This window comes from Arthrobacter sp. NicSoilB8 (genome assembly GCF_019977355.1).
Taxonomy (GTDB): domain Bacteria; phylum Actinomycetota; class Actinomycetes; order Actinomycetales; family Micrococcaceae; genus Arthrobacter.
Map to the genome: position 1 here is coordinate 1,158,071 of NZ_AP024655.1, position 22,219 is coordinate 1,180,289.

24 protein-coding genes are annotated in these 22,219 nt (G+C 68.3%); 10 read left to right on the forward strand and 14 right to left on the reverse strand.

Features of this window, described 5'->3' with window-relative positions:
* Positions 1–10: 10 nt before the first annotated feature.
* Entirely contained in the window at positions 11–592 is a 582-nt protein-coding gene (locus LDO15_RS05230; protein ID WP_223984721.1) for an HNH endonuclease signature motif containing protein, read from the reverse strand.
* Positions 593–757: 165 nt separating this feature from the next.
* Between LDO15_RS05230 and LDO15_RS05235 the strand changes: the two genes are divergently transcribed.
* Entirely contained in the window at positions 758–1,558 is an 801-nt protein-coding gene (locus tag LDO15_RS05235) for a hypothetical protein (RefSeq protein WP_223984722.1), read from the forward strand.
* Here LDO15_RS05235 and LDO15_RS05240 read toward each other — a convergent pair.
* Together LDO15_RS05240 and LDO15_RS05245 are read right to left on the reverse strand one after the other, a co-directional pair.
* Entirely contained in the window at positions 1,555–1,947 is a 393-nt protein-coding gene (locus tag LDO15_RS05240; protein ID WP_223984723.1) for a TfoX/Sxy family protein, read from the reverse strand. The two genes, LDO15_RS05235 and LDO15_RS05240, sit on opposite strands and share 4 nt — an antisense overlap.
* 170 nt (positions 1,948–2,117) lie before the next feature.
* Positions 2,118–2,312 (reverse strand): hypothetical protein, encoded by a 195-nt coding sequence (locus LDO15_RS05245; RefSeq protein WP_223984724.1) that lies wholly within the window; start codon positions 2,310–2,312, stop codon positions 2,118–2,120.
* A 649-nt stretch (positions 2,313–2,961) separates the two neighbouring features.
* On the opposite strand from LDO15_RS05245, the gene LDO15_RS05250 reads away from it, so the two are divergent.
* Positions 2,962–3,165 carry a cold-shock protein gene (locus tag LDO15_RS05250; protein ID WP_011690916.1) on the forward strand — a complete coding sequence of 68 codons (204 nt, stop codon included), beginning with the start codon at positions 2,962–2,964 and terminating at the stop codon, positions 3,163–3,165.
* A 96-nt stretch (positions 3,166–3,261) separates the two neighbouring features.
* Here LDO15_RS05250 and LDO15_RS05255 read toward each other — a convergent pair whose 3' ends face one another.
* The 3 genes from LDO15_RS05255 to LDO15_RS05265 all read right to left on the reverse strand — a co-directional run bounded on the left by LDO15_RS05255 (position 3,262) and on the right by LDO15_RS05265 (position 5,925).
* The gene (locus LDO15_RS05255; protein ID WP_223984725.1) at positions 3,262–3,567 is read right to left on the reverse strand and encodes a DUF1905 domain-containing protein; all 306 of its coding nucleotides are present in this window, start codon (positions 3,565–3,567) and stop codon (positions 3,262–3,264) included.
* A 16-nt stretch (positions 3,568–3,583) separates the two neighbouring features.
* The gene (locus LDO15_RS05260) at positions 3,584–5,293 is read right to left on the reverse strand and encodes a BTAD domain-containing putative transcriptional regulator (RefSeq protein ID WP_223984726.1); all 1,710 of its coding nucleotides are present in this window, start codon (positions 5,291–5,293) and stop codon (positions 3,584–3,586) included.
* Between the two features lie 155 nt (positions 5,294–5,448).
* The gene (locus tag LDO15_RS05265; protein ID WP_223984729.1) at positions 5,449–5,925 is read right to left on the reverse strand and encodes a helix-turn-helix domain-containing protein; all 477 of its coding nucleotides are present in this window, start codon (positions 5,923–5,925) and stop codon (positions 5,449–5,451) included.
* A gap of 109 nt (positions 5,926–6,034) precedes the next feature.
* Here LDO15_RS05265 and LDO15_RS05270 point away from each other — a divergent pair, with 109 nt between their 5' ends.
* Positions 6,035–6,562 carry an SRPBCC domain-containing protein gene (locus LDO15_RS05270; protein WP_223984731.1) on the forward strand — a complete coding sequence of 176 codons (528 nt, stop codon included), beginning with the start codon at positions 6,035–6,037 and terminating at the stop codon, positions 6,560–6,562.
* 58 nt (positions 6,563–6,620) lie between these two features.
* Here the strand turns inward: LDO15_RS05270 and LDO15_RS05275 are convergent, their stop codons facing one another.
* Positions 6,621–7,097, reverse strand: a complete 477-nt coding sequence (locus LDO15_RS05275) for a hypothetical protein (protein ID WP_223984734.1) — start codon at positions 7,095–7,097, stop codon at positions 6,621–6,623.
* Between the two features lie 195 nt (positions 7,098–7,292).
* A complete protein-coding gene (locus tag LDO15_RS05280; protein WP_120955306.1) occupies positions 7,293–7,475 on the reverse strand; it encodes a PspC domain-containing protein in 183 nt (60 codons plus the stop codon).
* 295 nt (positions 7,476–7,770) lie between these two features.
* On the opposite strand from LDO15_RS05280, the gene LDO15_RS05285 reads away from it, so the two are divergent.
* On the forward strand, positions 7,771–7,944 hold the full coding sequence (locus LDO15_RS05285; RefSeq protein WP_223984737.1) for a hypothetical protein: 174 nt from the start codon (positions 7,771–7,773) through the stop codon (positions 7,942–7,944).
* A gap of 276 nt (positions 7,945–8,220) precedes the next feature.
* On the opposite strand, the gene LDO15_RS05290 is transcribed toward LDO15_RS05285, so the two are convergent.
* Positions 8,221–8,658: a VOC family protein gene (locus tag LDO15_RS05290; RefSeq protein ID WP_223984739.1), complete on the reverse strand. Its 438-nt coding sequence runs from the start codon at positions 8,656–8,658 to the stop codon at positions 8,221–8,223.
* Between the two features lie 400 nt (positions 8,659–9,058).
* On the opposite strand from LDO15_RS05290, the gene LDO15_RS05295 reads away from it, so the two are divergent.
* A complete protein-coding gene (locus LDO15_RS05295) occupies positions 9,059–9,526 on the forward strand; it encodes a hypothetical protein (protein WP_223984742.1) in 468 nt (155 codons plus the stop codon).
* Between the two features lie 6 nt (positions 9,527–9,532).
* Here LDO15_RS05295 and LDO15_RS05300 read toward each other — a convergent pair whose 3' ends face one another.
* From LDO15_RS05300 to LDO15_RS05320, 5 genes are all read right to left on the reverse strand, one after another.
* Entirely contained in the window at positions 9,533–9,919 is a 387-nt protein-coding gene (locus tag LDO15_RS05300) for a type II toxin-antitoxin system VapC family toxin (RefSeq protein ID WP_223984744.1), read from the reverse strand.
* A gap of 8 nt (positions 9,920–9,927) precedes the next feature.
* On the reverse strand, positions 9,928–10,293 hold the full coding sequence (locus tag LDO15_RS05305) for a type II toxin-antitoxin system Phd/YefM family antitoxin (RefSeq protein ID WP_223984747.1): 366 nt from the start codon (positions 10,291–10,293) through the stop codon (positions 9,928–9,930).
* A 110-nt stretch (positions 10,294–10,403) separates the two neighbouring features.
* Complete coding sequence (locus LDO15_RS05310) at positions 10,404–10,751, reverse strand: DUF6176 family protein (RefSeq protein ID WP_223984750.1); 348 nt, start codon at positions 10,749–10,751, stop codon at positions 10,404–10,406.
* Positions 10,752–10,868: 117 nt separating this feature from the next.
* Complete coding sequence (locus LDO15_RS05315) at positions 10,869–12,074, reverse strand: glycosyltransferase (protein WP_223984752.1); 1,206 nt, start codon at positions 12,072–12,074, stop codon at positions 10,869–10,871.
* Between the two features lie 235 nt (positions 12,075–12,309).
* A complete protein-coding gene (locus LDO15_RS05320; RefSeq protein WP_223984754.1) occupies positions 12,310–12,987 on the reverse strand; it encodes a TetR/AcrR family transcriptional regulator in 678 nt (225 codons plus the stop codon).
* Between the two features lie 254 nt (positions 12,988–13,241).
* On the opposite strand from LDO15_RS05320, the gene LDO15_RS05325 reads away from it, so the two are divergent.
* The 5 genes from LDO15_RS05325 to atzF are packed head-to-tail and all read left to right on the forward strand — an operon-like array spanning position 13,242 to position 22,161.
* Positions 13,242–14,759 (forward strand): amino acid permease, encoded by a 1,518-nt coding sequence (locus LDO15_RS05325; protein WP_223984756.1) that lies wholly within the window; start codon positions 13,242–13,244, stop codon positions 14,757–14,759.
* Positions 14,760–14,814: 55 nt separating this feature from the next.
* Positions 14,815–15,696, forward strand: coding sequence for an urea amidolyase associated protein UAAP1 (locus LDO15_RS05330; protein ID WP_223984758.1), 882 nt, complete (start codon positions 14,815–14,817; stop codon positions 15,694–15,696).
* On the forward strand, positions 15,693–16,388 hold the full coding sequence (locus LDO15_RS05335; RefSeq protein WP_223984761.1) for an urea amidolyase associated protein UAAP2: 696 nt from the start codon (positions 15,693–15,695) through the stop codon (positions 16,386–16,388). Before LDO15_RS05330 ends, LDO15_RS05335 begins: the two co-directional genes overlap by 4 nt.
* Positions 16,385–20,254: an urea carboxylase gene (gene uca / locus LDO15_RS05340; protein WP_223984764.1), complete on the forward strand. Its 3,870-nt coding sequence runs from the start codon at positions 16,385–16,387 to the stop codon at positions 20,252–20,254. Before LDO15_RS05335 ends, uca begins: the two co-directional genes overlap by 4 nt.
* Positions 20,251–22,161 carry an allophanate hydrolase gene (gene atzF / locus LDO15_RS05345; RefSeq protein ID WP_223984767.1) on the forward strand — a complete coding sequence of 637 codons (1,911 nt, stop codon included), beginning with the start codon at positions 20,251–20,253 and terminating at the stop codon, positions 22,159–22,161. Before uca ends, atzF begins: the two co-directional genes overlap by 4 nt.
* Positions 22,162–22,219: the final 58 nt, after the last annotated feature.

Genomic DNA, 22,219 nt, shown 5'->3' on the forward strand with positions numbered 1-22,219 from the left:
GGATTTCGTTTCAGTTCGGGAGCGGCTGCCGTTCGCCGACGGCAACCGCATCTTCGAGCGTTACGTACGTCCGCCGTCGTCGTTCCAGTCTTTCCTGCTGGCCGGGCGACGGGATCTGCGCGCCTTTCGCGCGGTTGCACCTGCTGCACGCGGCGACGAAGTTCCGCAGGCTGGTGGATCCGCCCTTGGACCACGGGTAGAAATGGTCACCGTGTTCCGCCGGACGGGCACAGCGGCTGCGGAAGGCCGCCTCCATCTCGCACTGGCCGTCTGCCCGCGACATGCCTTCGCGGCGCTGCTGGCGGCTGAAGCGCCGGACCGGATCGCGGCGCTTGACGTCCCGTGCGCGGAGGACCGACGCGCAAATGGTCAGGACGACGGCGAGGACGCCTGGAAGCGTGACGGCCGCCAGCACGCCCTCGAACATCCCTGTAAAGACGGCTGTGACGGTCGTGGGTGCTCGTACCGCAGTTGCGTACCCGGAACGCGCCACGAGCGACAGGATGGCAGCGGCGAGGATCCACACCGTCAACGCGGCCATGGCCAACCGGAGTAATTGGCGCGTCCAGTAGATGCGTTTCAATTCAAGCATTTGGTCTCCCCCATAAAGACTCCGGCCAAATAAAGCCGGGCGGCGTCCCGCTCGCTGAGACAGATCGTACCTTCGCTGGCACTGCGGGAGGTGGTGCCTCTCCAAGCGTGGTCTTCGTCGAGGGTGTTCCGGTTCAGTCCGGACCGCTACCTTTTTCCTAGGGGCATGGGCAGCAACGGCGCTTTGACCCCCGACAGGAATTTCTACTCAGAAGGAGTGGGAAAGGTCATGAATCGGCGAACCAAAACCTTCTTTGGGGTGATCGTCCTGTTGCTGGTTGTTGGTGGGACGACATTATTTGTCTTCGACAAGACAAAAGGGAGTAGGGCCACCGAGTACAACCCGCAGATCATCCCCGCCGATTTCACTACTGAAATCACCAACAAATACTTCGCCCTCCCGGTCGGCAAAAAACTGACTTACGAGACCACCGAACAAGGAAGAGTCACCGAGAGGATCGAGATCGAAATCCTGCCAGAGACCAAGACCATAGAGGGTGTGGAGACGGTGGTCTATCTGGATAAGGAGTACAAGAACGGGCAATTGGTAGAGGAAACCCGGGATTACCTGGCGCAACACAAAAACGGGGACGTCTGGTACTTCGGCGAGGACGTGAACAACTACTCAAATGGAATGTTGGTAAGCCACTCCGGCAGCTTTCTCCATGGAAAAGACGGGGCAAAAGCCGGCATCTGGATGAAGGCCGACCAGCGCGTCGGCGATTCCTACCGGCAGGAATTCTACCCCGGTCACGCGGAAGACATGCGGGACACCGTAGCTACCGGCGAGACCGTCTCCACCAAATCAGGCACGTACACCGACTGCGTCAAGGTCTACGACTGGACGCCGCTTGAAAAGAACTCCCGGGAGTACAAGTATCACTGCCCCCAGATCGGTGCGCTGGCCCTTACCGAGGACCTGGAGACCGGCAGCCGGTCAGAACTCGTGAATGTCGTCCTGCCCTAGCCTTGCAACTTCTTGGGCCGGGGCTTAGAAACCTTCGGCTCCTTGGGCGGCAGCCCGGCCACGTACTCGAATGCTTTCTCCACCCAGGCCTTGGCCCGCGCCTCATCGCCGTCGCCCTCGGCGTTCCAGAATTCCGGCAAGCCCGTATAGCCGCCCATGGGGCGCTCCGGCGGCCCGAACGGAACGGTCCGCTCGGTGCTTTCAAGCGCCTCTTTATCTGCCTCGGCCAGCTTCACTCCAATGGTGGGACCGAACAAGCCGGCGAACATGTTGCCGTGCACGAACGCCCCAAGGTTCCCAAACATTGGCTTGACGACCACCTCGGGATGGTCCGGGAGCACCGAGCGGAAGTGCTCCTTGTCGGCGTCGGACGCTTTCGGCATTTCCATGGATCTTCCTCCGGTAACAGGTCGCGGACTGGTCTTCCTGCAGGATATGCCTGCGGCCGGGCACGGGACAGGCGGGGGCCTGCAGACGCTGGCTCTACTGCCGCCGGTCACAAGGCCCAAGCCCTGGGGCGGAACACCTTACCCGCCGGATCAGGGCGCAGCCGTGTCATTCAAAATGTAGACCCCCGGCCCGGCGGGGCAAGCCTGGCCTCTGCCAGTTGCTCGGCTTCCTTGAAGTCGCGGTCCCAGGCTTTCTTGTCCTGGCCGACGCGCCACCTGTAGGTCCCGGTCCACTTAGGCTCCACCACGGGACCGGCCGCTTCGATCTGCTGGCGGGTCGGTCTGGTCTTGGGTGCAAGCCTCACGGCAGCGGGCGGGGCGTATGCCGCTCGCCGCGGCGGCCACCCCGACCCCGCGGCCAGTGGCCGCGGCCGTCTCCGGCTATACCTGGCGAGGGCAACGATGGGGAGAATTATGCAGGCCAGGCACACGCCGACCCAGAGCATCAGGAGGATGACGATCCCAAGCAACATTCCCATGACCCAGATTAACTTCAATGCGGCCCATTGCGGAAGGGTTCGGATACGCCCTCCGGCGGACTCGTCCCCGCCGCGCGCGGCGGTACGGATCCGGTGCGCAGCGCCACCCAGTACGCGGCCGCAGCTTCCCGTCTGGAACGCGCCTTCGCCCCACGCCGGCATGGAGCATCGCCAGCGGGAGAAGCGGGAGCCGACAACCGTGGTGAATGACTTCCTGGCGGCTGGCCAGATGCCGATCAGCACGATGGGTAGCCGAGGCCTTCGGTGTGGGCATGTGGACGCCCGTTAGCCGGTGGTAATTTGCGTCCGGAAACTCCTGTACAGTTGATCCTGTTGTTGTGTTTATGCAGTTCGTAGTTCAGGCAGTACGCATGGTCGAAAGCCCATGTTCTTCTGAAGCAGCGGTTTTGAGCACCCCAAACAGGAGGACCCGAAAGTCGGGACAGTTCCTCCACCTTCACGAAGGACAAAAATAATGGCTACTGGTACCGTCAAATGGTTTAACGCTGAAAAGGGCTTCGGCTTCATTTCCCCCGATGACTCCTCACAGGACGTTTTCGCACACTACTCTGCGATCAACTCCTCCGGCTTCCGCTCCCTCGAAGAGAACCAGAAGGTCTCCTTCGAAACCGAGCAGGGCCCCAAGGGTCCCCAGGCCACCAACATCCAGGCTATCTAATTTCCTTAGATACCCGGAACCGTTAGGTTTCTAGCAGGGCCCGTCTTCGGACGGGCCCTGCTTTTGTTTAACCCACCTGTGCTGTGTCGGACCCGCTCAGCTGCCGAATTCCAGATCGAGTTCGACGTCGACCTCGTCTCCGGCGCGCAGGCCCGCCGCCGTCCTGATGGCCTTCTTCACCGGCAGGAGGTACGAGCCGCTCTTGGTGTCCGGGAAAAGCGAGGTGGACCACCGCTGCCCGGCGATCGAAGCGGTCACCTTGACCGAACCGAAGGCCTTGGCGAACGGGGCGGCGTCGTCCCGGAGCTCTTCGGCCAGCTCCGTGGGCAGCGTAATGAAATGCCACCCGGATTCCTCGGGATAGTGCCACAGCTCGCCACGGAACGAGTACGACGCCGTCACGTGCCAACCAACCGGATCACAGCGAGACGCCGTGGCGCCGGTCCAGGAAGGCGGCCAGCGCGGGATTGTCGATCTCCCGGGCCAGCCACGGCACGGTCTGGGCGGCAGCCTCGTCGCCGAGGACCGCGCGGTGGGACTGCGCCCGGACCACGAACTCCCGCATCCCGCTGCGGCTGGCCAGCGCGGCCAGGCGCTCGACGAACTCGGCAGCACGCGGGGATCCGGTGGCGATGGCGACTTCCGCGGCAACATCGAGCAGCCGGGCCGAATACCAGAGGTACCACGGCGTGGGTTCCAGGCCGCGGTTGATCCAGTGCTCTGCGGCGGCGAGGTCGCCGTGCGCCAGGAACAGCCGGGCTTCGGCGCCTGCCGCCAGAGCCATGTAGCAGTGGTCGCCGGCGAGCTCGGCCATGACCCAGGACCGGTCGATCAGGTCCGCCGCGGCGTCCAGCCGGCCCGCGGCGAGGTAGGTTTCGCCCCGGACTCCGGCGACGAACGGCTCGAACGCCGTCCAGTGTTCCCCCGCCACCCAGTCCAGGGCCCGGTCCAGACAGGCGGCCGCCAGCTCCAGGTCCCCCCGCAGCAGGTGCACTCGACCCAGCAGGGCCTCGCTGAACGCCTGCTGCCGCCGGTTCCCGACCTCCCGGGCCAGCCTCCCGGATTCGGTGAAGGCCGTCACCGCGTCCCCATAGTGTGCGGTGTCCGAGGCCAGCATGCCCTGGATCGCCAGGATCCGTGCCTGCTCGTCCGGGATTCCCTGCGCCGCGCGCGTCGCCCGGTCCAGCCAGCCGGCCGCGCGGTCCGGAACGCCGCGCTGCACGGACAAGTAGCCCAGCTCGCGGAAGGCGGTAGCGGCAGTCCGGGAGACGCCGTCGGGCCCTTCCGCGGACAGCGCGCGGTGCAGGAGATCGGCCACCTCGGCTCCCCGGCCGCCGGCCTGGTGGATCATGGCCCCGGACAGCGTGACCAGGGATTCGGCGAGCAGATGATGATCATCGGTGCGCTGGGCGAGCCCGACGGCGAGCCGCAGCTGCTCCAGCCCGCGGTCCACCGAACCCGCCGAGAGCGACGCCCCGGCGGCGTCGAGGTAGGACCGCACCGTGGCCGCACTGGCCGGCATCCCCGGCTCGGCCGCGGGGTCCGCGTCCGCCAGCGCCCGGCGCACCTCCGCGGGCAGCCCGAGCCCGAGCTCCCGGCGGTAAAGGTCCCGGCACTTGTCCGCCTGCTCCCGCGCCCGCCGGTACTCGCCCAGGGAGAGCAGGGCCTTGATCAGCACGGCGTGGCAGTCGGCGTTGAACGGGTCCAGGCGCAGCGCGCGGGTGGCGAGGTCGACGGCGTCGTCCGCCCTTCCCGCCGACAGCGCACCGAGCGACGCCTCGTAGAGCAGCGCCAGCACGCAGTTCTCGAGCCGGTGCCGCTGGTCCTCCAGCCACGACTCGAACACGGGGCAGTCCGCGAAGGACAGGCCCTCCAGGAGCTGGCCATCGAACGCGCGGGGGTCGGCGTCGCCGGCGGGGTGCAGGACCGCGAGGACGTCGCAGTGCCATCCGGCCGGCATTGCGAGCCGCAGCGGATCGCCGCCGACCGAGTCCGTGCCGAGGGTCCGCCGCAGCTCGGAGAGGTTCCAGCGCAGGGCACCGAGGGGGTCCTCGGCGTCGGGGAACAGCAGGGCCGCCGTCCGGGCGCGGCCGGTGCCGTCCGGTTGCAGCGCGAGGTAGGCCAGCACAGCCCAAGCCTTGCGGCCCCTGGGCTGCCGGGGTGGGGTGCCAGCGGACTCGATCCTGGGCGGACCGAGGAGCCGAATCCATGTGTCGGCCATATGAGTCATGCTACGCCGGGGGAGTGGCGGCGGTGCAGGGGCTTCGCAGGCCGCGCGCCCGATCAGTTCGCGCGGGTTCCTCCGCGTCGCGTGGAGGGATAATCGGCAGGCATGCCGGGGCCGAGGCGGATCGCGACCTCCTCCGCGGGCACAATGCCGCACGCCTCGCATGTTGCGACCGCGTGCACCGCGCCGTCACCGCAGACGGCGTGCCGGTACAGGATCGGCGGTTCGATAGGGGACGCCCAGGTGTCGCCCCACTCGGTGAGCGCGATGAGCGCGACCGCGAGTGCGCGGCCCTTGGCCGTGAGGATGTAGTCGGCGGAACCTGCGCGCTCCATGATGCCGCTGGTGACGAACGAATCCAGCCGGGACGTGAGCACGTTTGTCGCGATCCCGAGGTTGTGCTGGAAGTCGCCGAAGCGCGTCACCCCGGCGAACAGGGCGTCGCGGATGATGAGCAGACTCCACCGCTCGCCGACGAGCTCGAGTGATCGCGCGATCGAGCACACCTGCGTGTCGTAAGACTTCCCTAGCATGGCTCGACTCTACCACTTGCGTGATGCAAGTCACCCGGCCTACACTCACTTGCATCACGCAAGTTCAGAAGCCCTCTCCGCCGAGGGAGGCAGGCAAAGGAGCAGAAAAATGACCGCGAACTACACGACAACGATCACCGTGGATGCCACGCCGCAAAAGGCGTTCGATGCGATCAACAACGTCCCCGCGTGGTGGGGGCGGATCACCGGCTCGACCACCGCAGTCGGCGACGAGTTCGTCTACGTCGTCCCGGGGCTGCACTACAGCGGATTCCGGGTCACCGACATCGAACCGGCACGACGCATCGCGTGGCTCGTCACGGGCAGCTACCTCGATTTCACCGCAGATAAGCAGGAGTGGAATGGCACGACCGTCCGGTTCGACATCCAGGAGGCCGATGGCGGAACGCGGGTCACCTTCACCCACGAGGGCCTCGAGCCCGAGGACGAGTGCTACGACGTGTGTTCGAACGCGTGGGGCATGTTCGTGAACGGTAGCCTCAAGGCGCTCATCGAAACCGGCGTAGGCCAGCCGTACTCATTCGATGGCGACGAGGCGCTCACCGCAGCCGATCATGCAGAGCTGCACCACCAGGTGGCCGCGGCAGCCAGGGCCGCGAACAACAACGCAAGCTGACGCGAACCAGAGGCCCGGCCGCATCATTCGGCGCCGGATAGGTGAGCGCCGTGCACGTTCACGGGGCCTGCGCAGCCCCGGTTTGAGGAGGCCTGTCCTTCAAGAGGACCGTCGCGGCGATGACGGTCGCACATGCGAAGAGGACCAACGGCGTTTGGAAAACCGCGCCCAGGACGGCAAGCCCGGCGTCGGCTATTGGCCTCGACGCCGAAAACAGGCACGCCACGTCGATGGCCAACGCGGCCGCATAGCCGACGAAGAAGCAGAGAAGCAGCGCGGGAGTCCTGTAGGTCTTGGTAAACTCCCTCACCGCGAAGTCGTAGGCCAGGTATTTGAGCCCGATGATGGTGGGAGCGAAGGTCAGAACGTAGAAGACGTCCACATCCTCCGGAAATTCGGCGAGCGGAACGTTCGCGGTGCCCTGGTAAATGCCGGCTGAGTGGAACCAGAAGCCCGCCAGCTGGGCAGCGACAAGCAGGACGGCCGCGGCACCGTCCCGCAGCACCGTTCCACCCCGTGTCATTCCGATTGCCATGGCGTCAGTATGCCAGTGCCCGTCAAGGGCTCCCGCCTCGAAGACCGGGCCACGGGCCGCCGTCGTGACCGCAGGAAACCTGCGCAAACCAGGAATGGAACTGCTCGTAGTCCGGCACGACGGCGGGAGGCCGGCCGCTGCCGGACGCTCGCCGTCGTACTGGTGTCCGCGGCGGGCTGTCCTGACGAGTGGCCGTTATTTTGCCTTGGGGATGAGGATCCACAACGCGATGTAGACCAGCTCGCCGACGCCGAAGAAGCCGAAGAACACGAAGCCGAGGCGGACCAGGGTCACGGAGATGCCGAAGCGTTGGGCAATGGCTGCGCAGACTCCCGCGAGGATCTTGCGGTTCCTTGGCCTCATCAGAGATCGTTCCATCCAGCCAAGGTAGCAGTGCGGCCACGCCAGCGGAACAGCCGAGCTGAACAGCTCAGCGGGACTGCGGAGCCGGGCTGCGGCGTCGGCGTCCAACCTTTGACGTTGAGGGTCCCACCGCTCACACGCTGGCTCACACGGTGGCCGCGGAAACTGGACATGTCCTCTTAAAGGGACCGGAAACCTAAACAACAACCGCAGCTCGCACCGCACCGATCACCCCGGAATCCGGCCCCGACCAGGAACTTCATCACTCGCCCCAACAACCCGCTTCTTCAATCGCCCGAGGTGCCTTCAAATGGAATTTGCCGCCATCCTGCTCGTAGGATTCATGGTCTATGCAGCCGTCGCCACCATCGTCGCGGTCGCCCGCGACGGCCGTGGCCACACCCCGCTCGAGCGGTCCACCCGCTCCTGGACGGCGGGTAACCTCCCCAGCGAACCGTACGCGTCGCTGCGGTCCCTGCGCTGACCGGACTCCAGCAGCCGGACGCCAATATCCGCACGGGCCTGACCGCCGCTTCCAGCGTTGGGAGTGGCGCAGGCCCGGCGTCGTGCGGTTTCCTTGTGGAGTTCAGCGCTTCGGAAAAGGAGTCGGCCGCCCGCAGGCGCATCCCTCAGCAGGCTTTGGTCTCCCGGATGGCAGCGTAGAGGATCATGTCGCAACGCTCACCGGCGATCTCCTGATGACTGCGAAGTAAGCCCTCGCGTTCGTAACCAACGCAGGCCAATCGGGCCGCTTCGGGGGTCAGCCTTTCTTCAGTTCCTCGGCGAGCATCACGATGATTCCGCTGGGGCCGCGGAGGTAGGTGAGTTTATAGACGTCCTTATAGGTCGCCACACCGCGTAGCGGATGGCATCCGTGCTTCGCAGCTATCTCGAGGGCCTTATCGATGTCGTCTACCGAGAAGGCCACGCGGTGCATGCCAATCTCGTTGGGACGAGTCGGGTTCGACTCGATCGCTTCGGGATGGATGTATTCGAAAAGCTCGAGTCGACCATGACCGTCCGGGGTCTGGAGCATCGCGATGTTGGCGTGGTTTCCGTCAAGTCCGACGGCGGTATCGGTCCACTCGCCGCTGACCGTGTCACGGCCGATGACGGTGAGCCCGAGGTCGGTGAAAAAGGCGATTGCTGCTTCGAGGTCGCGGACGGCGATGCCGACGTTCTCAAGTTTGATGGCCATGCGTTGCATGCTACCGAGCCGGGCCGGATAGCTCCAGCGGTCCCGGAACCAGGCCGAAGCAGCCCCCGTCCGGCCAGGCACGCAGGGGACGACCTCAGCATCGGCTGCGAAATCGAGTTCACCTCCTACGAGAAAAACGCGCCGGGCCGCCGGTTCCGCAGGGCGGGACCCGCCAACCCTGCAGACGTGAGGGTGTGCCGACTGACCACTACGTCATCTAGACACCCGCAGCGGCGCGGGAGCATCCTAAACGTGTGCGCGTTTCGGGAGGAGAGCGGCAACGGGGCGGGGAGCTTCCGCCCCGGCTGGAGGAATCCGGGGCAGCCGGCGGGCCGCTGGAAGGCGGGTCTCACTCTCCGGGCGTGCGGACACGATCGGCGAGGGAAGCTGGTACCAGATCATGGACGAAACATCCGATACACGGCAGAAGCTGTCCTCCCGGATCGACGAGAAACAGCAGGCCATCCGCTCCTATCTCGGCCGGGAACGGCCCCGGCGCACCCGGCTGGCCAACATCAGCATCGTGGGCAGCGCGCTGGCCGCGGCGTTCACCGCCGGCCCCGCCGTCGGGGGTACAGGGTTCACCAACGCGGTGGCCGAACTCTTCAACCTGAGCGACGACTCGCTGGTGTGGCGCGGACTGTGCCTGCTGGCGGTGATCTGCTCCATAGCCGCGGCGCTGGCCACGAATTTTGCCACGTCCCATTCGCTGGCGGACCGGGTGAGCGCGGCCGAGACTGCCAGCGCCCAGCTGGAGGGGCTGCAGGTCGCGTTGAACTTCGGCCATATAGAGATCGACGAGGCCGTCAAGCTCTATCAGCAATACGCGACCCAGGTGCCTTTCGTCGAGGCCCTGCCGACGCAGTGAGTGCGTTCAGCCCGGGACTCCGGGGGAGAAGACGCTGAGGCCGGCGTCGACGGCGGCGGCCAGCAGCTCGGCGTCGTAGGCGACTACGACATCGGCCTGGAGCCGGATAGCCGCCGCCAAGTGAATGGCATCAGCGCTGCGCAGCCGGCCAGGCAAGGCGGCCGCGTACATCAAGTCCGAGCGCGCCACGTCCGCCAGATTGATTCCACTCAGCACGGAATTAACCAGCCCGCCGGGAAGTCCCCGCCGGTTGGCGGCGCAGTGAAGCTCCGTGTACAGGAGCATGGAGGCCGCCAGCTTGTCGCCGCGGGACACGGCGGCCTCGAGGTACTTTGCCAGGGCGGGCGATTCCGGTTCCTCCACCACGAGTTTGAGGGCGGCCGACGTGTCCACGTAGAGGATCAACGGTCGCCGCGAACGTCGCCCAGTATTTCCGCGGTCGTGGATGCTGCACCGACCCGCGGCAGCGACTGAAAATCAACGGCACCCGGGGCGGCCCGCCGGATCTGCCCTGCCAAAAGCAGCCGCTCGAACGGGGAGGAGGACGGAGGGATGAGAACCGCGGCGACTTCCCCGTTGTTGGTCACCTCAATGGTTTCGCCGTTTTTCACGCGCTCAAGAATTTTGCTGCTCTGGTTGCGAAGTTCGCGGTGCGGAATTGTTGTCATGCCAGCCTCCGTAGCAATCGTAGCAACGCGCTTGTCGCCCGGGAAGGGCAGGACGTTAGGGGGCGATGAAGCGACGAAATGGTGCACCTGCGAGTGCACGAAACAGCGGTACTCCACGCGCCGCGGCTGCATTCCACGGCCGGGCAGTCGCTCTGCTGGGCCAGCCCGAGGCCAGCCCGGCGCATGGCGCAATGGTCGGCCGCCGCCGATCAGCCTGCCTTGTAATCGAACGTCAGCTGGGCCGGGGGAGGACCCTGCAGCATCTCGGACGTCAGGCCGTGGAGCTTCACGAGCTGCTCGCGGAACCACACGTCGTAGGGATCGTCCGAGGTCGCGAGCGTTCCGAACGCCTTGGCCAGGTCCTCGGCCTCATGGAACAGGCAGACGAAGTCCCCCTGCGGGGTCTGCATGAGGCTGGCGACCTCCCGGGTGATGCCCATGCGCTCGCGCGAGCGTTTGTGGTCGTCGGCGCGGGCCCCGGCCATCTCGGCGTCCAGGGCCTTCCACTCCTCCAGTTTCCCGGGCAGGATCGGCGCGAACCACGTTATGCATTCCATGACAGATGTCCTTCCACGCAACAGTTTCCGCACGGTGGCAATCCCATCGGTGCAGCTGGAATCTTAGTCCTGCCGCCGACGCCGGGACAGAGGCTGCGCCAAGGCCAAACGGCAAGCTCACCCGGCCACGCTGACGAGACCGGCCAGGTCGGCGAGGACCTGAGCGCCCGTCCGGGCACCGCCGGCACTGCGGAGGCGGGCGCCGATAAACGCTGCGGCCTTCCGCTGGCTCTCCGATGCCAGGAGAGCCGTAAGCGCGGCGCCGATCTGGTCCGGCGACGACTTGCGGCTCAGGAGCACGCCGGCCCCCGCATTGCTGATGGCCTTGCCGACCATGTGCTGGTCCATCATCGGGTGCATCGGCAGGACCATGACCGGAAGTCCGAGGGCCAGCGCGCGCATGGAGGTGGAGTGCCCGCCGTGGCAGATGACCGCGCTGCAGCCCGGCATGATCTCGCTGTGGTCCACGTAGCGGCGCACCGAGGCGTTCGCCGGCGCGGACAGGCTCGCGGGATCCACCGCGGGGCCCGTGGTCACAATCAGCTCCACGGGCAATCCGGACGCCGCGTCCAGGATCTTCTGCAGCACTTCCTGCTGCCCGGGAAACGCCGTGGTGCTCAGGCTCGCCAGGACCCGCGGCGGCGTCCCGCCGTCGGGAAGCTCGGCCAGCGGCGAGCCGCCGTCGGGAAGCGCGGCGGCAGTTCCGGGCGCCCCTGCGGCAGTGGCCGGTACGACGTCGTCCACCACGGCCCCGGACCACACCACCCGGTCCGGGTCGCTCTCCCAGGAGACGCGGTCCCAGGATCCGGCCGGATCCAGCAGCGGATCCGCGCAGACCAGCACCCGGTCCGCCCGCCCCAGCACGCGGCGCGGCGGCAGCCGCTTGAGCGAGAGCGCGGCGCCCATGGGACCATGCCGGAACGGGCCGTCGAAGTACGCGAAGAAGCTGTGCACCAACACAACTTGCGGCAGCCCGGCCTTCGCCGCTGCTTCGATCGCGCCCAGGAGCAGGCAATCGACGACGACGACGTCCGGCGGCTCCCGCCGTGCCTCCTCCACGAGGTCCCGGCCGATGCCGGAGTCGCTGAACACGTTCAGCATCGCCGCGAACTGCCGGTGCGCCGGGGCGGGAACGGCCGGATCCAGCGTGGCCGCACAGCGGTAGGGGAGGAATTCGGCGCCGGCGGCTTCCACCGCCGCCGCCTGAGTGGCGTGCCCGAGGAAGCGGACCCGGTGTCCTTGCCGCAGCAGCTCGCGGGCGATGCCCAGGGCCGGCGCCAGGTTGCCGCCGGCGTCGAGCGTGGCGAAGAGGAAACTCGGCATCACGTCCCCCTCAAGTCGTCAGCCGCCCGTGCCTATGCGAGGCCCGACTGTCCAGACCCCAACCAGCCCGGTCATCACGAAAAGACCGGCGCTCAGACGGCAATCCCGTGAAGTCCAGCAAGAAACAGCAACACCGGCCGTCATCGCACCGGTACTGCTGCATGTTAGTCCTTCGGGCGCGGCCGGGACAGGGCCAAATTGCGGCGGCGCCCCCGCCTCGCCCGAACGGAGGCTGCTAGGGATTCCTCCGAGCGACGAGCGCCGCACTCTGGGCCCGGACTTCGGCAAGGCTGCCCGCCAAGCCGCACAGCACGATACCGGCGTCGGCGGCCTGCTGCGGGGAGTCCGGCGTGTTCAGCCCGTCGGCGCGGAGGTTGACCAGGGATTCCACCAGACGAAACACCAGATCCCCGTTCTGGCCGGCGGCGGTCCACCCGTTCTCGGGCAGTTCCGCGCCGAGGCGCTGGTACAGTCCCCGGAGCTCCGTCCGGTCAGCCATGAAGCTGTGGAACCGCGCGCTGCGCGCCTCCGGCAGGTTGTAGAGCACGCCGAGGTTCCACCTGGCGTTGCACAGCTGGGTTCCGTCATAGAGGGCGACGGCGTGCAGCCGCGCCGCCGCGGCCACGGGGCTGCGGTCGCCGTCATCCCCGGCGCACACCGCGCGGGCAAAGGCGAGGCCGCTGGCCACCGTGCCTGCCAGGAGAACTTCAAGGATGTCGTCCTTGTGGCTGAAGTGGTGGTAAAGCGATGACTGGCGGATCCCCACGGCCTCGGCGATGGCGCGGGTTGAGGTGTTGGCGTACCCCTGGGTGGTGAAAAGTTCGGCCGCGGCGTCGAGGATCTCGTCCCGCGCCGTAGCCCCGGGGCGGGAGGGTTGCTGCTTGCGGGGGCGCCCGGGGCCGGTTGTTGTCACGGCATCATTCTTGCACCTGACGGGCCCGCGCGGCCGCGTCCGCAGCCCGGTGAGATCCGGGAAACACCACGGAAATATTCCGGCTATCCACCTTTTACACAGGCGAAACGAGTTCGGGACGTCCGGCTGGAAAACTATCAAGTGACCGGTATTCCGCAGTGTTGGGCCCAGTGCTGCATTTGCCGGAACGCATCAACCGAACGCATCAACCGAACGCATCAACCCCAACGCCGTTCCAGCCCCGGAGATTTTCGATGACATCCACAGTTCTCCCCTCATCCGCGCAGACGGATGACGCAGACCTTACGTCGCTTGGCTACGAGCCCTCCCTGCACCGCAAGCTGGGCCGCTATGCTTCCTTCGCGGCAGGCTTCTCCTTCGTTTCCATCCTGACCACCATCTTCCAGCTCTTCGCGTTCGGCTATTCCTTTGCCGGCCCGGCGTTCTTCTGGACCTGGCCGGTGGTGCTGATCGGCCAGCTGCTGGTGGCCCTGAACTTCGCGGAGCTCGCGGCACGCTACCCGCTCTCCGGGGCGGTCTACCAGTGGGCCCGGCGCGTCGGCGGTGAAACGGTGGGCTGGTTCGCCGGCTGGTTCATGGCCCTGGCACAGGTGGTCACCGCCGCCGCCGCGGCCATCGCCATGCAGGTGGTGCTGCCCCAGCTCTGGGAAGGATTCCAGCTGGTGGGAGGCGACCCTGCGCTGAACACCACCACCGGCGCCGCGAACGCCGTCGTCCTCGGCGCCATCCTGCTGGTGATCACCACCGTGATCAACTCCCTGGGCGTCAAGCTCATGTCCCACGTGAACTCGGTGGGCGTGACCTGCGAAATCGTCGGCGTCGCCGCCGTGATCCTGGCGCTCATCACTGCCGCCCAGCGCGGGCCCGACGTCGTGATGGACACCACCGTCCTGGCCGGATCCGACCTCGGAGCCTTGGGCGCATTCATGGTCTCGGGCCTGATGGCCGCCTACGTCATGGTGGGCTTCAACTCGGCCGGTGAGCTCTCCGAGGAGACCAAGTCCCCGCGGCAGACGGCGCCCCGGACCATCCTTTCGGCCCTGATCATCTCCGGCATCGGCGGGGCGCTGATGATCATCACGGCGCTGATGGCAGCGCCCAGCCTCGACGACGGCCGGCTCGCCACCGAGGGCCTTCCGTACGTGCTGACCGCCGTCCTGGGCACCTTCTGGGGCAAAGTGCTCCTGGTGGATGTGGCCGTGGCCATCTTCGTCTGCACCCTGGCCATCCAGACAGCCGGGTCGCGTCTCGTGTTCTCGATGGCGCGGGACGGCAAACTCCCCGCCTCGGCCCTGCTCTCCTCCGTCCACCCGACCCGCGGGACCCCAATGTGGCCTTCCATCGCCATCGGCGCACTGGCCGTGGGCGTGCTGGCCATCAACGTCGGCAACGCCGCACTCTTCACCACGCTCTGCAGCGTCTGCATCGTCATGGTGTACGTGGCCTACCTCCTGGTCACGGTGCCGCAGCTCCTCAACCGCCTCCGCGGCGACTGGGACCGCGTGGGCCAGACCATGCCGGCAGGGCTGTTCTCCCTGGGCCGCTGGGGCCTGCCCGTCAACATCCTCGCGGTGCTCTACGGCGGCGTCATGGTGGTCAACCTCGCCTGGCCGAGGCCCGAGGTCTACGACCCCTCCGGCGACAACGGCATCCTCCTCTACTCTGCCCCGCTGATGGTGGGCATCGTGCTCCTCCTCGGCCTCTGGATCCGGCGCGCCAGCGCCCGGTCTGCCGCCCGCAGCGACGCCTGACTCCACGCCCGCCTGACCCGCAGCCCGTGCACCTCCACGCCACCCCAGGATTGACATGACACAGACGACTGAAACACCAGCCCCCGCGACCGCCACCACCGCCGGAGCCCGGGCGCACGCCCGCGAGCAGCACGGCCGCACGGCTGACACCATGCGGCACGTCCCGGCCGGCGCCGCCCCGGCGCGGTACTCCGCGGGCCTGCCCGAGGCCGCCAGGGAACGCCTGAGCTGGGCCGAATCCGTGGCGTTCGGCCGCTACACCGCGCTGCCGCTGGCCCGCGGCACCCGGATCCGGCTCACGGACACCGACGGCGACGCCTGCGTCCACGTCCTGATCTACCGGAGCGGGGCCCTGCATGAACGGCTCAATGTGGCGGACACGGTCAAGGTACCGTGGCAGGCATACCCCACGGCGGGCCACCCGCTGCTCTCCGACGCCGGCCGGCTGATGGGCACGATCGTGGCCGACACGTCCGCCCGCCACGATGCCCTGACCGGCACCACCACACTGGCCGGGAACACTGCCCGCTACGGCGCCGGGACGGTCCACAGCAGCTCGCCCGCCGGGCGGGAACTGCTGACCCTGGCCGCGCTGAAGCAGGGACTGGGCGCACGGGATGTGGCGCCGTCGCTCTCGCTCTTCAAGGGCATCCGGGTTGACCCGGAGGGCGGCATCCGGTTCACCGGGTCCGCCGGCGCCGGAGCCGCCGTCGAGATCCTCCTGCAGATGGACGCCGTGGTGCTGCTGGCGAATACCGCCCACCCGCTGGATCCGCGGCCAGACTTCACCGGAACCGCCGTCGACGTCGTCGCCTGGCACGCGCCGGACGACCTCGGCCTGCTCGAGCAGGGGCACCTGACCGGGCCGCTGACCCCCGAACACCGGCAGGCCCTGAACAACACCGAACACGACCTCACGGCAAGGACCGCCCGATGAACACCGCCACTCAAACCCTGACACCCCCGGCCGCCACCGCGAGCGTCCCTGCCAGCCGGACAGCGCTCGCGGCCGGCGCCGTCATCCTCGACGAATGCGTCGAAGCGCGCGGACCCTGGTCCGGCGTCGTGGCCGCCGGAGACGTCCTGACCATCGTGGACCTTGACGGCAACCAGGCGGTGGACTGTTTGCTGTACGCGGCAGACGACACCGAGGTGCGCTACTCCGCCGCCGTTACAGTCGCCGCTCAGCGCTCCATCGTGCTGACCACCGGTTCCGTGCTTCGCTCCGACGCCGGCCTGCCGCTCATGACCGTGGTGGCGGACGAGGTGGGCGTGCACGACACCATCGGCGGGGCCTGCTCGCAGGAATCCAACACGCTGCGCTACGGGCAGCACACCCGCGAACAGCACGCCTGCGTGGAGAACTTCCTGATCGAGGGGTCCCGCTGGGGGCTGGGGAAGCGTGACCTGGTCTCCAATATCAACTGGTTCATGAATGTCCCGGTGGACCCGGACGGCGCCCTCGGCATCGTGGACGGCCTGTCCGCCCCGGGCAAGCGGGTGGCCCTCCGGGCCGAGGTGGACACCCTGGTGCTGGTCTCGAACTGCCCGCAGATCAACAATCCGTGCAACGGCTTCAACCCCACGCCCGTCCGCATGATCGTCACCCGCCCGGAGGCCGCCCTGTGAACCGCTTCGACACCCTGCTGATCGCCAACCGCGGCGAAATCGCCTGCCGCATCATCGAATCCGCCCGGAAGATCGGGTTGCGCACCGTGGCCGTGTATTCGGAGGCCGACCGGGGCGCCCGCCACGTCAGGCTGGCCGATGAGGCCGTGCTCCTGGGCCCCGCCCCGGCCAAGGACTCCTACCTCAAGGTCGAGGCCATCCTGGCGGCGGCCGCGGCCACCGGTGCCGGCGCCATCCACCCCGGCTACGGGTTCCTCTCGGAGGACGCCGGCTTCGCGGAGGCCGTGGAGGCCGCCGGGCTGGTGTTCGTGGGACCCACCCCGGAGCAGCTCCGGATCTTCGGCACCAAACACACCGCACGGGATGCCGCCCGGGCCGCCGGCGTGCCCATGATCGCCGGATCCGGCCTGCTCGCGGACGTCGACGCCGCCGTGCTTGCCGCCCGGGACATCGGATTCCCGCTCATGCTCAAGGCCACGGGCGGTGGCGGCGGCATCGGGATGACCGTGTGCCGCACCGAGGCCGAGCTCACCGAGAGCTACCCCCGCGTGGCCCGCCTCGCCGGCGCGAGCTTCAGCACCGCCGGCGTTTTCGCGGAGCGCTACGTGGAGCATGCCCGGCACGTGGAAGTGCAGATCTTCGGTGACGGCAACGGCCGGGTGGTGAGCCTGGGCGACCGGGACTGCTCGCTGCAGCGCCGCCACCAGAAAGTGCTCGAGGAGGCGCCCGCACCGGACCTGCCCGGAGCACTCCGGGACGAACTGCACCGCAGCTCCCGGGCCCTGTGCGGATCGCTGGACTACCGCTCGGCGGGGACGGTCGAGTTCGTCTATGACCCGGTCCGCCAGGAGGCGTCCTTCCTCGAGGTCAACGCCCGGCTCCAGGTCGAGCACCCCGTCACGGAAGCCGTCACCGGCGTCGACCTCGTGGAGTGGATGCTCCGCCTGGCCCAGGGCGGGACCGAGGCCGCCGGCGTGCTGGCCGGACGCCCGGACAGCATCCCCATCTCCGGCTACGCCGTCGAGGCCCGGCTCTACGCCGAGGACCCGGCCCGCAACTTCCAGCCAAGTTCCGGAACGGTCACCAACGCCGCCTACCCCGGAGCTGACGGCGTGCGCGTGGACGCCTGGGTGGAAACAGGCAGCGAGGTCTCCACCAACTACGATCCGCTCCTGGCCAAGATCATCACCACCGGCACGGACCGGAACCAGGCCTTCGACCGGCTCGGCGCCGCGCTGAAGGCCACCCGGATCGATGGCATCGAGACCAACCTCGGGATGCTCCGGGCCGTGACGGCCCTGGATGTGGTCCGCGACGCGGCCCACTCCACCGGCACCCTGCATGACCTGGGGGATCCGGAACCCCGGATCACCGTGGAGCGGCCCGGCCTGCAGACCTCCGTCCAGGACTGGCCCGGACGCGTCGGGTTGTGGCAGGTGGGCGTACCGCCCAGCGGCCCGATGGACGACCTGTCCTTCCGGCTCGGCAACCAGGCCCTTGGCAACCCTGAAGGCGCCCCCGGGCTCGAGTTCACTATGACCGGCCCCAGCCTGCACTTCACCCACAGCACTACCGTGTGCGTCACCGGCGCGGACGTGGCGGTTACCGTGGACGGCACCGACGTGTCGGCCTGGGAACCGGTGACGGTACCCGCGGGAGGCACGCTCGACGTCGGCACGGCCGAAGGCTCAGGCCTCCGGGGCTACATCCTGTTCCAGGGCGGGCTTGACGTGCCGCAGTATCTGGGCAGTGCGTCCACCTTCACCCTGGGCCGGTTCGGCGGCCACGGAGGCCGCGTCCTCCGGTCCGGGGATGTGCTCCGCGCCGCGGCCCCGGAGACGGTCACAGATTCGACGCCGGCCCCCCAGCCTGCGGCAGCCCTGACGGCAGCTCCGGGCAAGGCCGGTCCCGTTCCGTTGGACAGCAGGCCCGCCCTGACGTCCGCATGGGAGCTGACGGTAGTGGAGGGCCCGCATGGCGCTCCCGAGTTCTTCCAGCGCGAGGACATCGAGGAGCTCTACGCCGCGAGCTACGAAGTGCACTTCAACTCCGCCCGCACCGGCGTCCGCCTCGTCGGCCCCAAACCGCGGTGGGCGCGCAGCGACGGCGGCGAGGCGGGACTGCACCCCTCGAACATCCACGACACCGCCTATTCGGTGGGCGCCCTGGACTTCACCGGCGACACCCCCATCCTGCTCGGTCCGGACGGCCCCAGCCTGGGCGGCTTCGTCTGCCCCGTGACCGTGGTGACGGCCGACCGCTGGAAGCTGGGCCAGCTCCGTCCCGGCGACACCGTCCGCTTCGTGCCGGTGGAAGCCCGCCAGGCGCCGTCGGCCGGGGATCTGGGACCAGGCCGGCAGCTGGTGCTGCCGGGCGACGCCGGCTGGTCCCGTTCCCCCGGCGGTGCCCCCGCCTGCCCGAACTCCGAAGCCGCCCCGCCGTCCGCCGTCGCCCTGACTCCCGCTGCCGGCATCCGCCGGGGAGACGGCGACGACGGCGTGCTGGGCCGGGTGCCGGAAGGTCCCGGCCGGCCCGCGGTCACCTACCGGCGCTCCGGCGATGACAACCTGCTGGTGGAATACGGCGACATGGTGCTGGACCTCAGTCTGAGGGCCCGCGTGCACGCCTTGCACCAGCACATCCAGGAGCTTCGCATGCCGGGGATCGTGGACCTCACGCCCGGGATCCGGTCCCTGCAGGTCAAAATCGATCCGACGGTGCTTCCGGCGCCGCGTCTCCTGGCCCTGGTGCGGGAAATCGAAGCCGCCCTGCCGGCCAGTTCGGAGCTGGTGGTGCCCAGCCGCACCGTCCGCCTGCCCCTGTCCTGGGATGATCCGGCCACCCGCGAAGCGATCCAGCGCTACATGGCCGGCGTCCGGGATGACGCTCCCTGGTGCCCGTGGAATATCGAGTTCATCCGGCGCATCAACGGCCTGGAGTCCGTGAACGATGTCTTCGACACCGTCTTCGACGCCGAATATCTGGTCCTGGGCCTGGGTGACGTGTACGTGGGTGCCCCGGTGGCCACACCCCTGGATCCCCGCCACCGCCTGGTCACCACCAAGTACAACCCGGCCCGGACCTGGACGCCGGAAAACGCCGTGGGAATCGGCGGGGCCTACATGTGCATCTACGGCATGGAAGGCCCCGGCGGCTACCAATTCGTGGGCCGGACCACCCAGGTGTGGTCCCGCTACGCCGATTCCGCGCCGTTCGAACCGGGCTCACCCTGGCTCCTGCGGTTCTTCGACCGCATCTCCTGGTATCCCGTCAGCCCGGAAGAGCTCCTGGACCTGCGGGCGGACATGGCCGCAGGCCGGGGACGCGGCGTCGACATCGAAGACGGCACCTTCTCGCTTGCCGAACATGAGGACTTCCTGGCCCGGAACAGCGAGTCCATCGCGGTGTTCCGCAAGCAGCAGGCGGCGGCTTTCGCCGTCGAACGTCAGGCCTGGGCCGACGCGGGCGAGTTTGACCGCGCAGATGCCGCCGCCGCCGTCGTCCCGGACCCCGAAGAACTGGTGGTGCCCGACGGCGCCACCCTGGTGGCCGCACCCTTCGCCGCCAGCGTGTGGAAAGTAGACGTCACGGCGGGGGAGCACGTGGTGAAAGGCCAGCCACTCGTGTCCCTGGAGGCGATGAAGATGGAGACCGTGCTGACCGCCCCGTGCGACGGCGTGGTCCAGCAGGTGCTGCCGGCGGCCGGGTCCCAAGTGGTGGGCGGCGAAGCCCTGGTGGTCCTCGGGCTGCCCGTGGAAAGCTCCACCGCGCACCCGCCCGCGGAGGAACGGATCACGGACCTGGACAACACAGAACGGGACAACACAGAACTGGACACCAAGGAACTGGAAGAGGCCACCGCATGAGCACGACGACTGCAGGACAGAGCGCAACCGCCCGGGTGCGGGCGGCGCTGGCCGCCATCGAAACCTCCGGCCGGCCGGAAATCTGGATCGCTGTGCGGGGCGCGGACGAACTCCTGGCCGAGGCAGCGGCTGTTGATGACGCGGTGGCCGCGGGTACGGACCTTCCCCTGGCCGGGCTGCTTCTGGCCGTGAAGAACAACGTCGACGTGGCAGGGATCGACACCACGGCGGCGTGCCCCGGCTTCGCTTACACACCGGAACGGGACGCGGAGGCGGTGGACCGGCTGCGGGCGGCGGGCGCGGTGGTTGTGGGGGCCACTAACCTGGACCAGTTTGCCACCGGGCTCGTGGGAACCCGCAGCCCGCACGGCACGGTCCGCGATGCGCGCCGCCCGGACCGTATCTCCGGCGGCTCCAGCTCCGGCTCCGCCGTGGCCGTGGCCCTGGGGCTGGTGGACATTGCCATCGGCACGGACACCGCCGGATCGGGGCGTGTCCCGGCCGGGCTGCAGGGCATCGTTGGCATCAAGGCCACCCTGAACGTAGTGTCCACCGCCGGGGTAGTGCCGGCGTGCCGTTCCTGGGACGCCGTGACCATATTCGCGCGGGACCTGGGCACGGCGGAGCTGGCCATGGGGACGATGGCCGGCGGGGCGCGCCCGTGGCCCGCCGATGTCCGGCTCGCGGCGCCCAGCCGGCCGCGCGTCGCCTATCCGTCCAGCCTTCCTGAGCTTCCGCAGGCGTGGGCGGCCGAATTCGGCCGCCAGATCGCCAGGCTTCAGGCCGCGGGCGTGGACGCGGAGCCGATCGAGTTCGACGTGTTCCTGCAGGCCGCGCGGTTGCTGTACGACGGCGGACTGGTCGCCGAGCGCTACGCGGCCGTCGGGGCATTCGTAGACGCCGCGGGCGACAGCTTGGAAAATCCTGCGGGGCTGGACCCGACGGTCGCCGGGATCGTCCGCCGTGCCGGCCAGGTGCCGGCACACACGTATGTTGCGGACACCGCCCGGCTGGACGGACTGAAGGACCGGGCGATGGCGCTGCTGGAGGGGTTCGACGCGTTGGTGGTCCCCACCGCGCCGTTCCACCCGACCCTGGCGGATGTCGCGGCGGACCCCGTCGGCGTGAACTCGCGCATGGGCACCTACACGAACTTCTGCAACCTGTTCGACCTCTGTGCCGTTGCCGTCCCCGCAGGAGAGGTGGAGGGGTCCCAGTTCGGGCTCACCGTTGTAGGGCGCACGTTCGATGATGCTGTGGTGGCCGACATCGCCCGCAGGATTGAAACCGCGCCGCCGGCGCCGGAGCTGTTCGCGGCCGGGGCCGCTCCTTCCAGGCCGTTGCCCTTGGGAGAGCCGTGGCCCGTCCGGGCCGGCGCGCCCTCGGTGCCTTTGGTTGTGGTGGGGGCGCACCGCAAGGGCCAGCCGCTGGCGCACCAACTCGAATCCCTGGGAGCCTCCTGGGACGGGCACGTCCGAACGGCGGCCCGTTACCGCATGGTCGCACTGGACACCCAGCCGCCCAAACCGGGGGTGTACCGATCGGAGGATGGGGCGGAACTAGTGGCCGAGCAGTGGCTTCTCTCCCAAGCGGCTCTGGGGCAGTTCCTGGCGGCCTTGCCGGAGCCGATGCTCCTTGGCTCGGTGCGCCTCAGCGACGGATCCACCGCCGTCGGCTTTGCCTGCGACGCTGTCGCCGCCACGACAGGCACGGACATCACCCGGTACGGTGACTGGCTGGCTGCGTTGGCCGCGTCCCCGGCCGGGCAGGCGGATCCGGACCAGGAAGCGCATGCCGGGGGATCACGTGGGCAGGACTCCCACAGGCAGGAGTCCCGCGGCACCCTCGGTGACGTGCTTCTGACCGGGTTCACACGAGGAATGCAGGCAGGCACCACTCGGAAGTAGCTACGCAACCCGGCTTCCCGGCCTGCCTATCGACGAGCCGGCCGAACCGGGGGAGCCC

Bases quoted from the DNA above. Each gene is read 5' to 3' on its own strand.
- LDO15_RS05280 (WP_120955306.1), bottom strand. From the start codon at position 7,475: ATGGAACGATCTCTGATGAGGCCAAGGAACCGCAAGATCCTCGCGGGA.
- LDO15_RS05240 (WP_223984723.1), bottom strand. From the start codon at position 1,947: ATGGAAATGCCGAAAGCGTCCGACGCCGACAAGGAGCACTTCCGCTCG.
- LDO15_RS05250 (WP_011690916.1), top strand. From the start codon at position 2,962: ATGGCTACTGGTACCGTCAAATGGTTTAACGCTGAAAAGGGCTTCGGC.
- LDO15_RS05290 (WP_223984739.1), bottom strand. From the start codon at position 8,658: ATGGCCATCAAACTTGAGAACGTCGGCATCGCCGTCCGCGACCTCGAA.
- LDO15_RS05335 (WP_223984761.1), top strand. From the start codon at position 15,693: ATGAACACCGCCACTCAAACCCTGACACCCCCGGCCGCCACCGCGAGC.
- LDO15_RS05325 (WP_223984756.1), top strand. From the start codon at position 13,242: ATGACATCCACAGTTCTCCCCTCATCCGCGCAGACGGATGACGCAGAC.
- atzF (WP_223984767.1), top strand. From the start codon at position 20,251: ATGAGCACGACGACTGCAGGACAGAGCGCAACCGCCCGGGTGCGGGCG.
- LDO15_RS05330 (WP_223984758.1), top strand. From the start codon at position 14,815: ATGACACAGACGACTGAAACACCAGCCCCCGCGACCGCCACCACCGCC.
- LDO15_RS05275 (WP_223984734.1), bottom strand. From the start codon at position 7,097: ATGGCAATCGGAATGACACGGGGTGGAACGGTGCTGCGGGACGGTGCC.
- LDO15_RS05310 (WP_223984750.1), bottom strand. From the start codon at position 10,751: ATGGAATGCATAACGTGGTTCGCGCCGATCCTGCCCGGGAAACTGGAG.
- LDO15_RS05270 (WP_223984731.1), top strand. From the start codon at position 6,035: ATGACCGCGAACTACACGACAACGATCACCGTGGATGCCACGCCGCAA.
- LDO15_RS05315 (WP_223984752.1), bottom strand. From the start codon at position 12,074: ATGCCGAGTTTCCTCTTCGCCACGCTCGACGCCGGCGGCAACCTGGCG.
- LDO15_RS05285 (WP_223984737.1), top strand. From the start codon at position 7,771: ATGGAATTTGCCGCCATCCTGCTCGTAGGATTCATGGTCTATGCAGCC.
- LDO15_RS05230 (WP_223984721.1), bottom strand. From the start codon at position 592: ATGCTTGAATTGAAACGCATCTACTGGACGCGCCAATTACTCCGGTTG.
- LDO15_RS05265 (WP_223984729.1), bottom strand. From the start codon at position 5,925: ATGCTAGGGAAGTCTTACGACACGCAGGTGTGCTCGATCGCGCGATCA.
- LDO15_RS05295 (WP_223984742.1), top strand. From the start codon at position 9,059: ATGGACGAAACATCCGATACACGGCAGAAGCTGTCCTCCCGGATCGAC.
- LDO15_RS05235 (WP_223984722.1), top strand. From the start codon at position 758: ATGGGCAGCAACGGCGCTTTGACCCCCGACAGGAATTTCTACTCAGAA.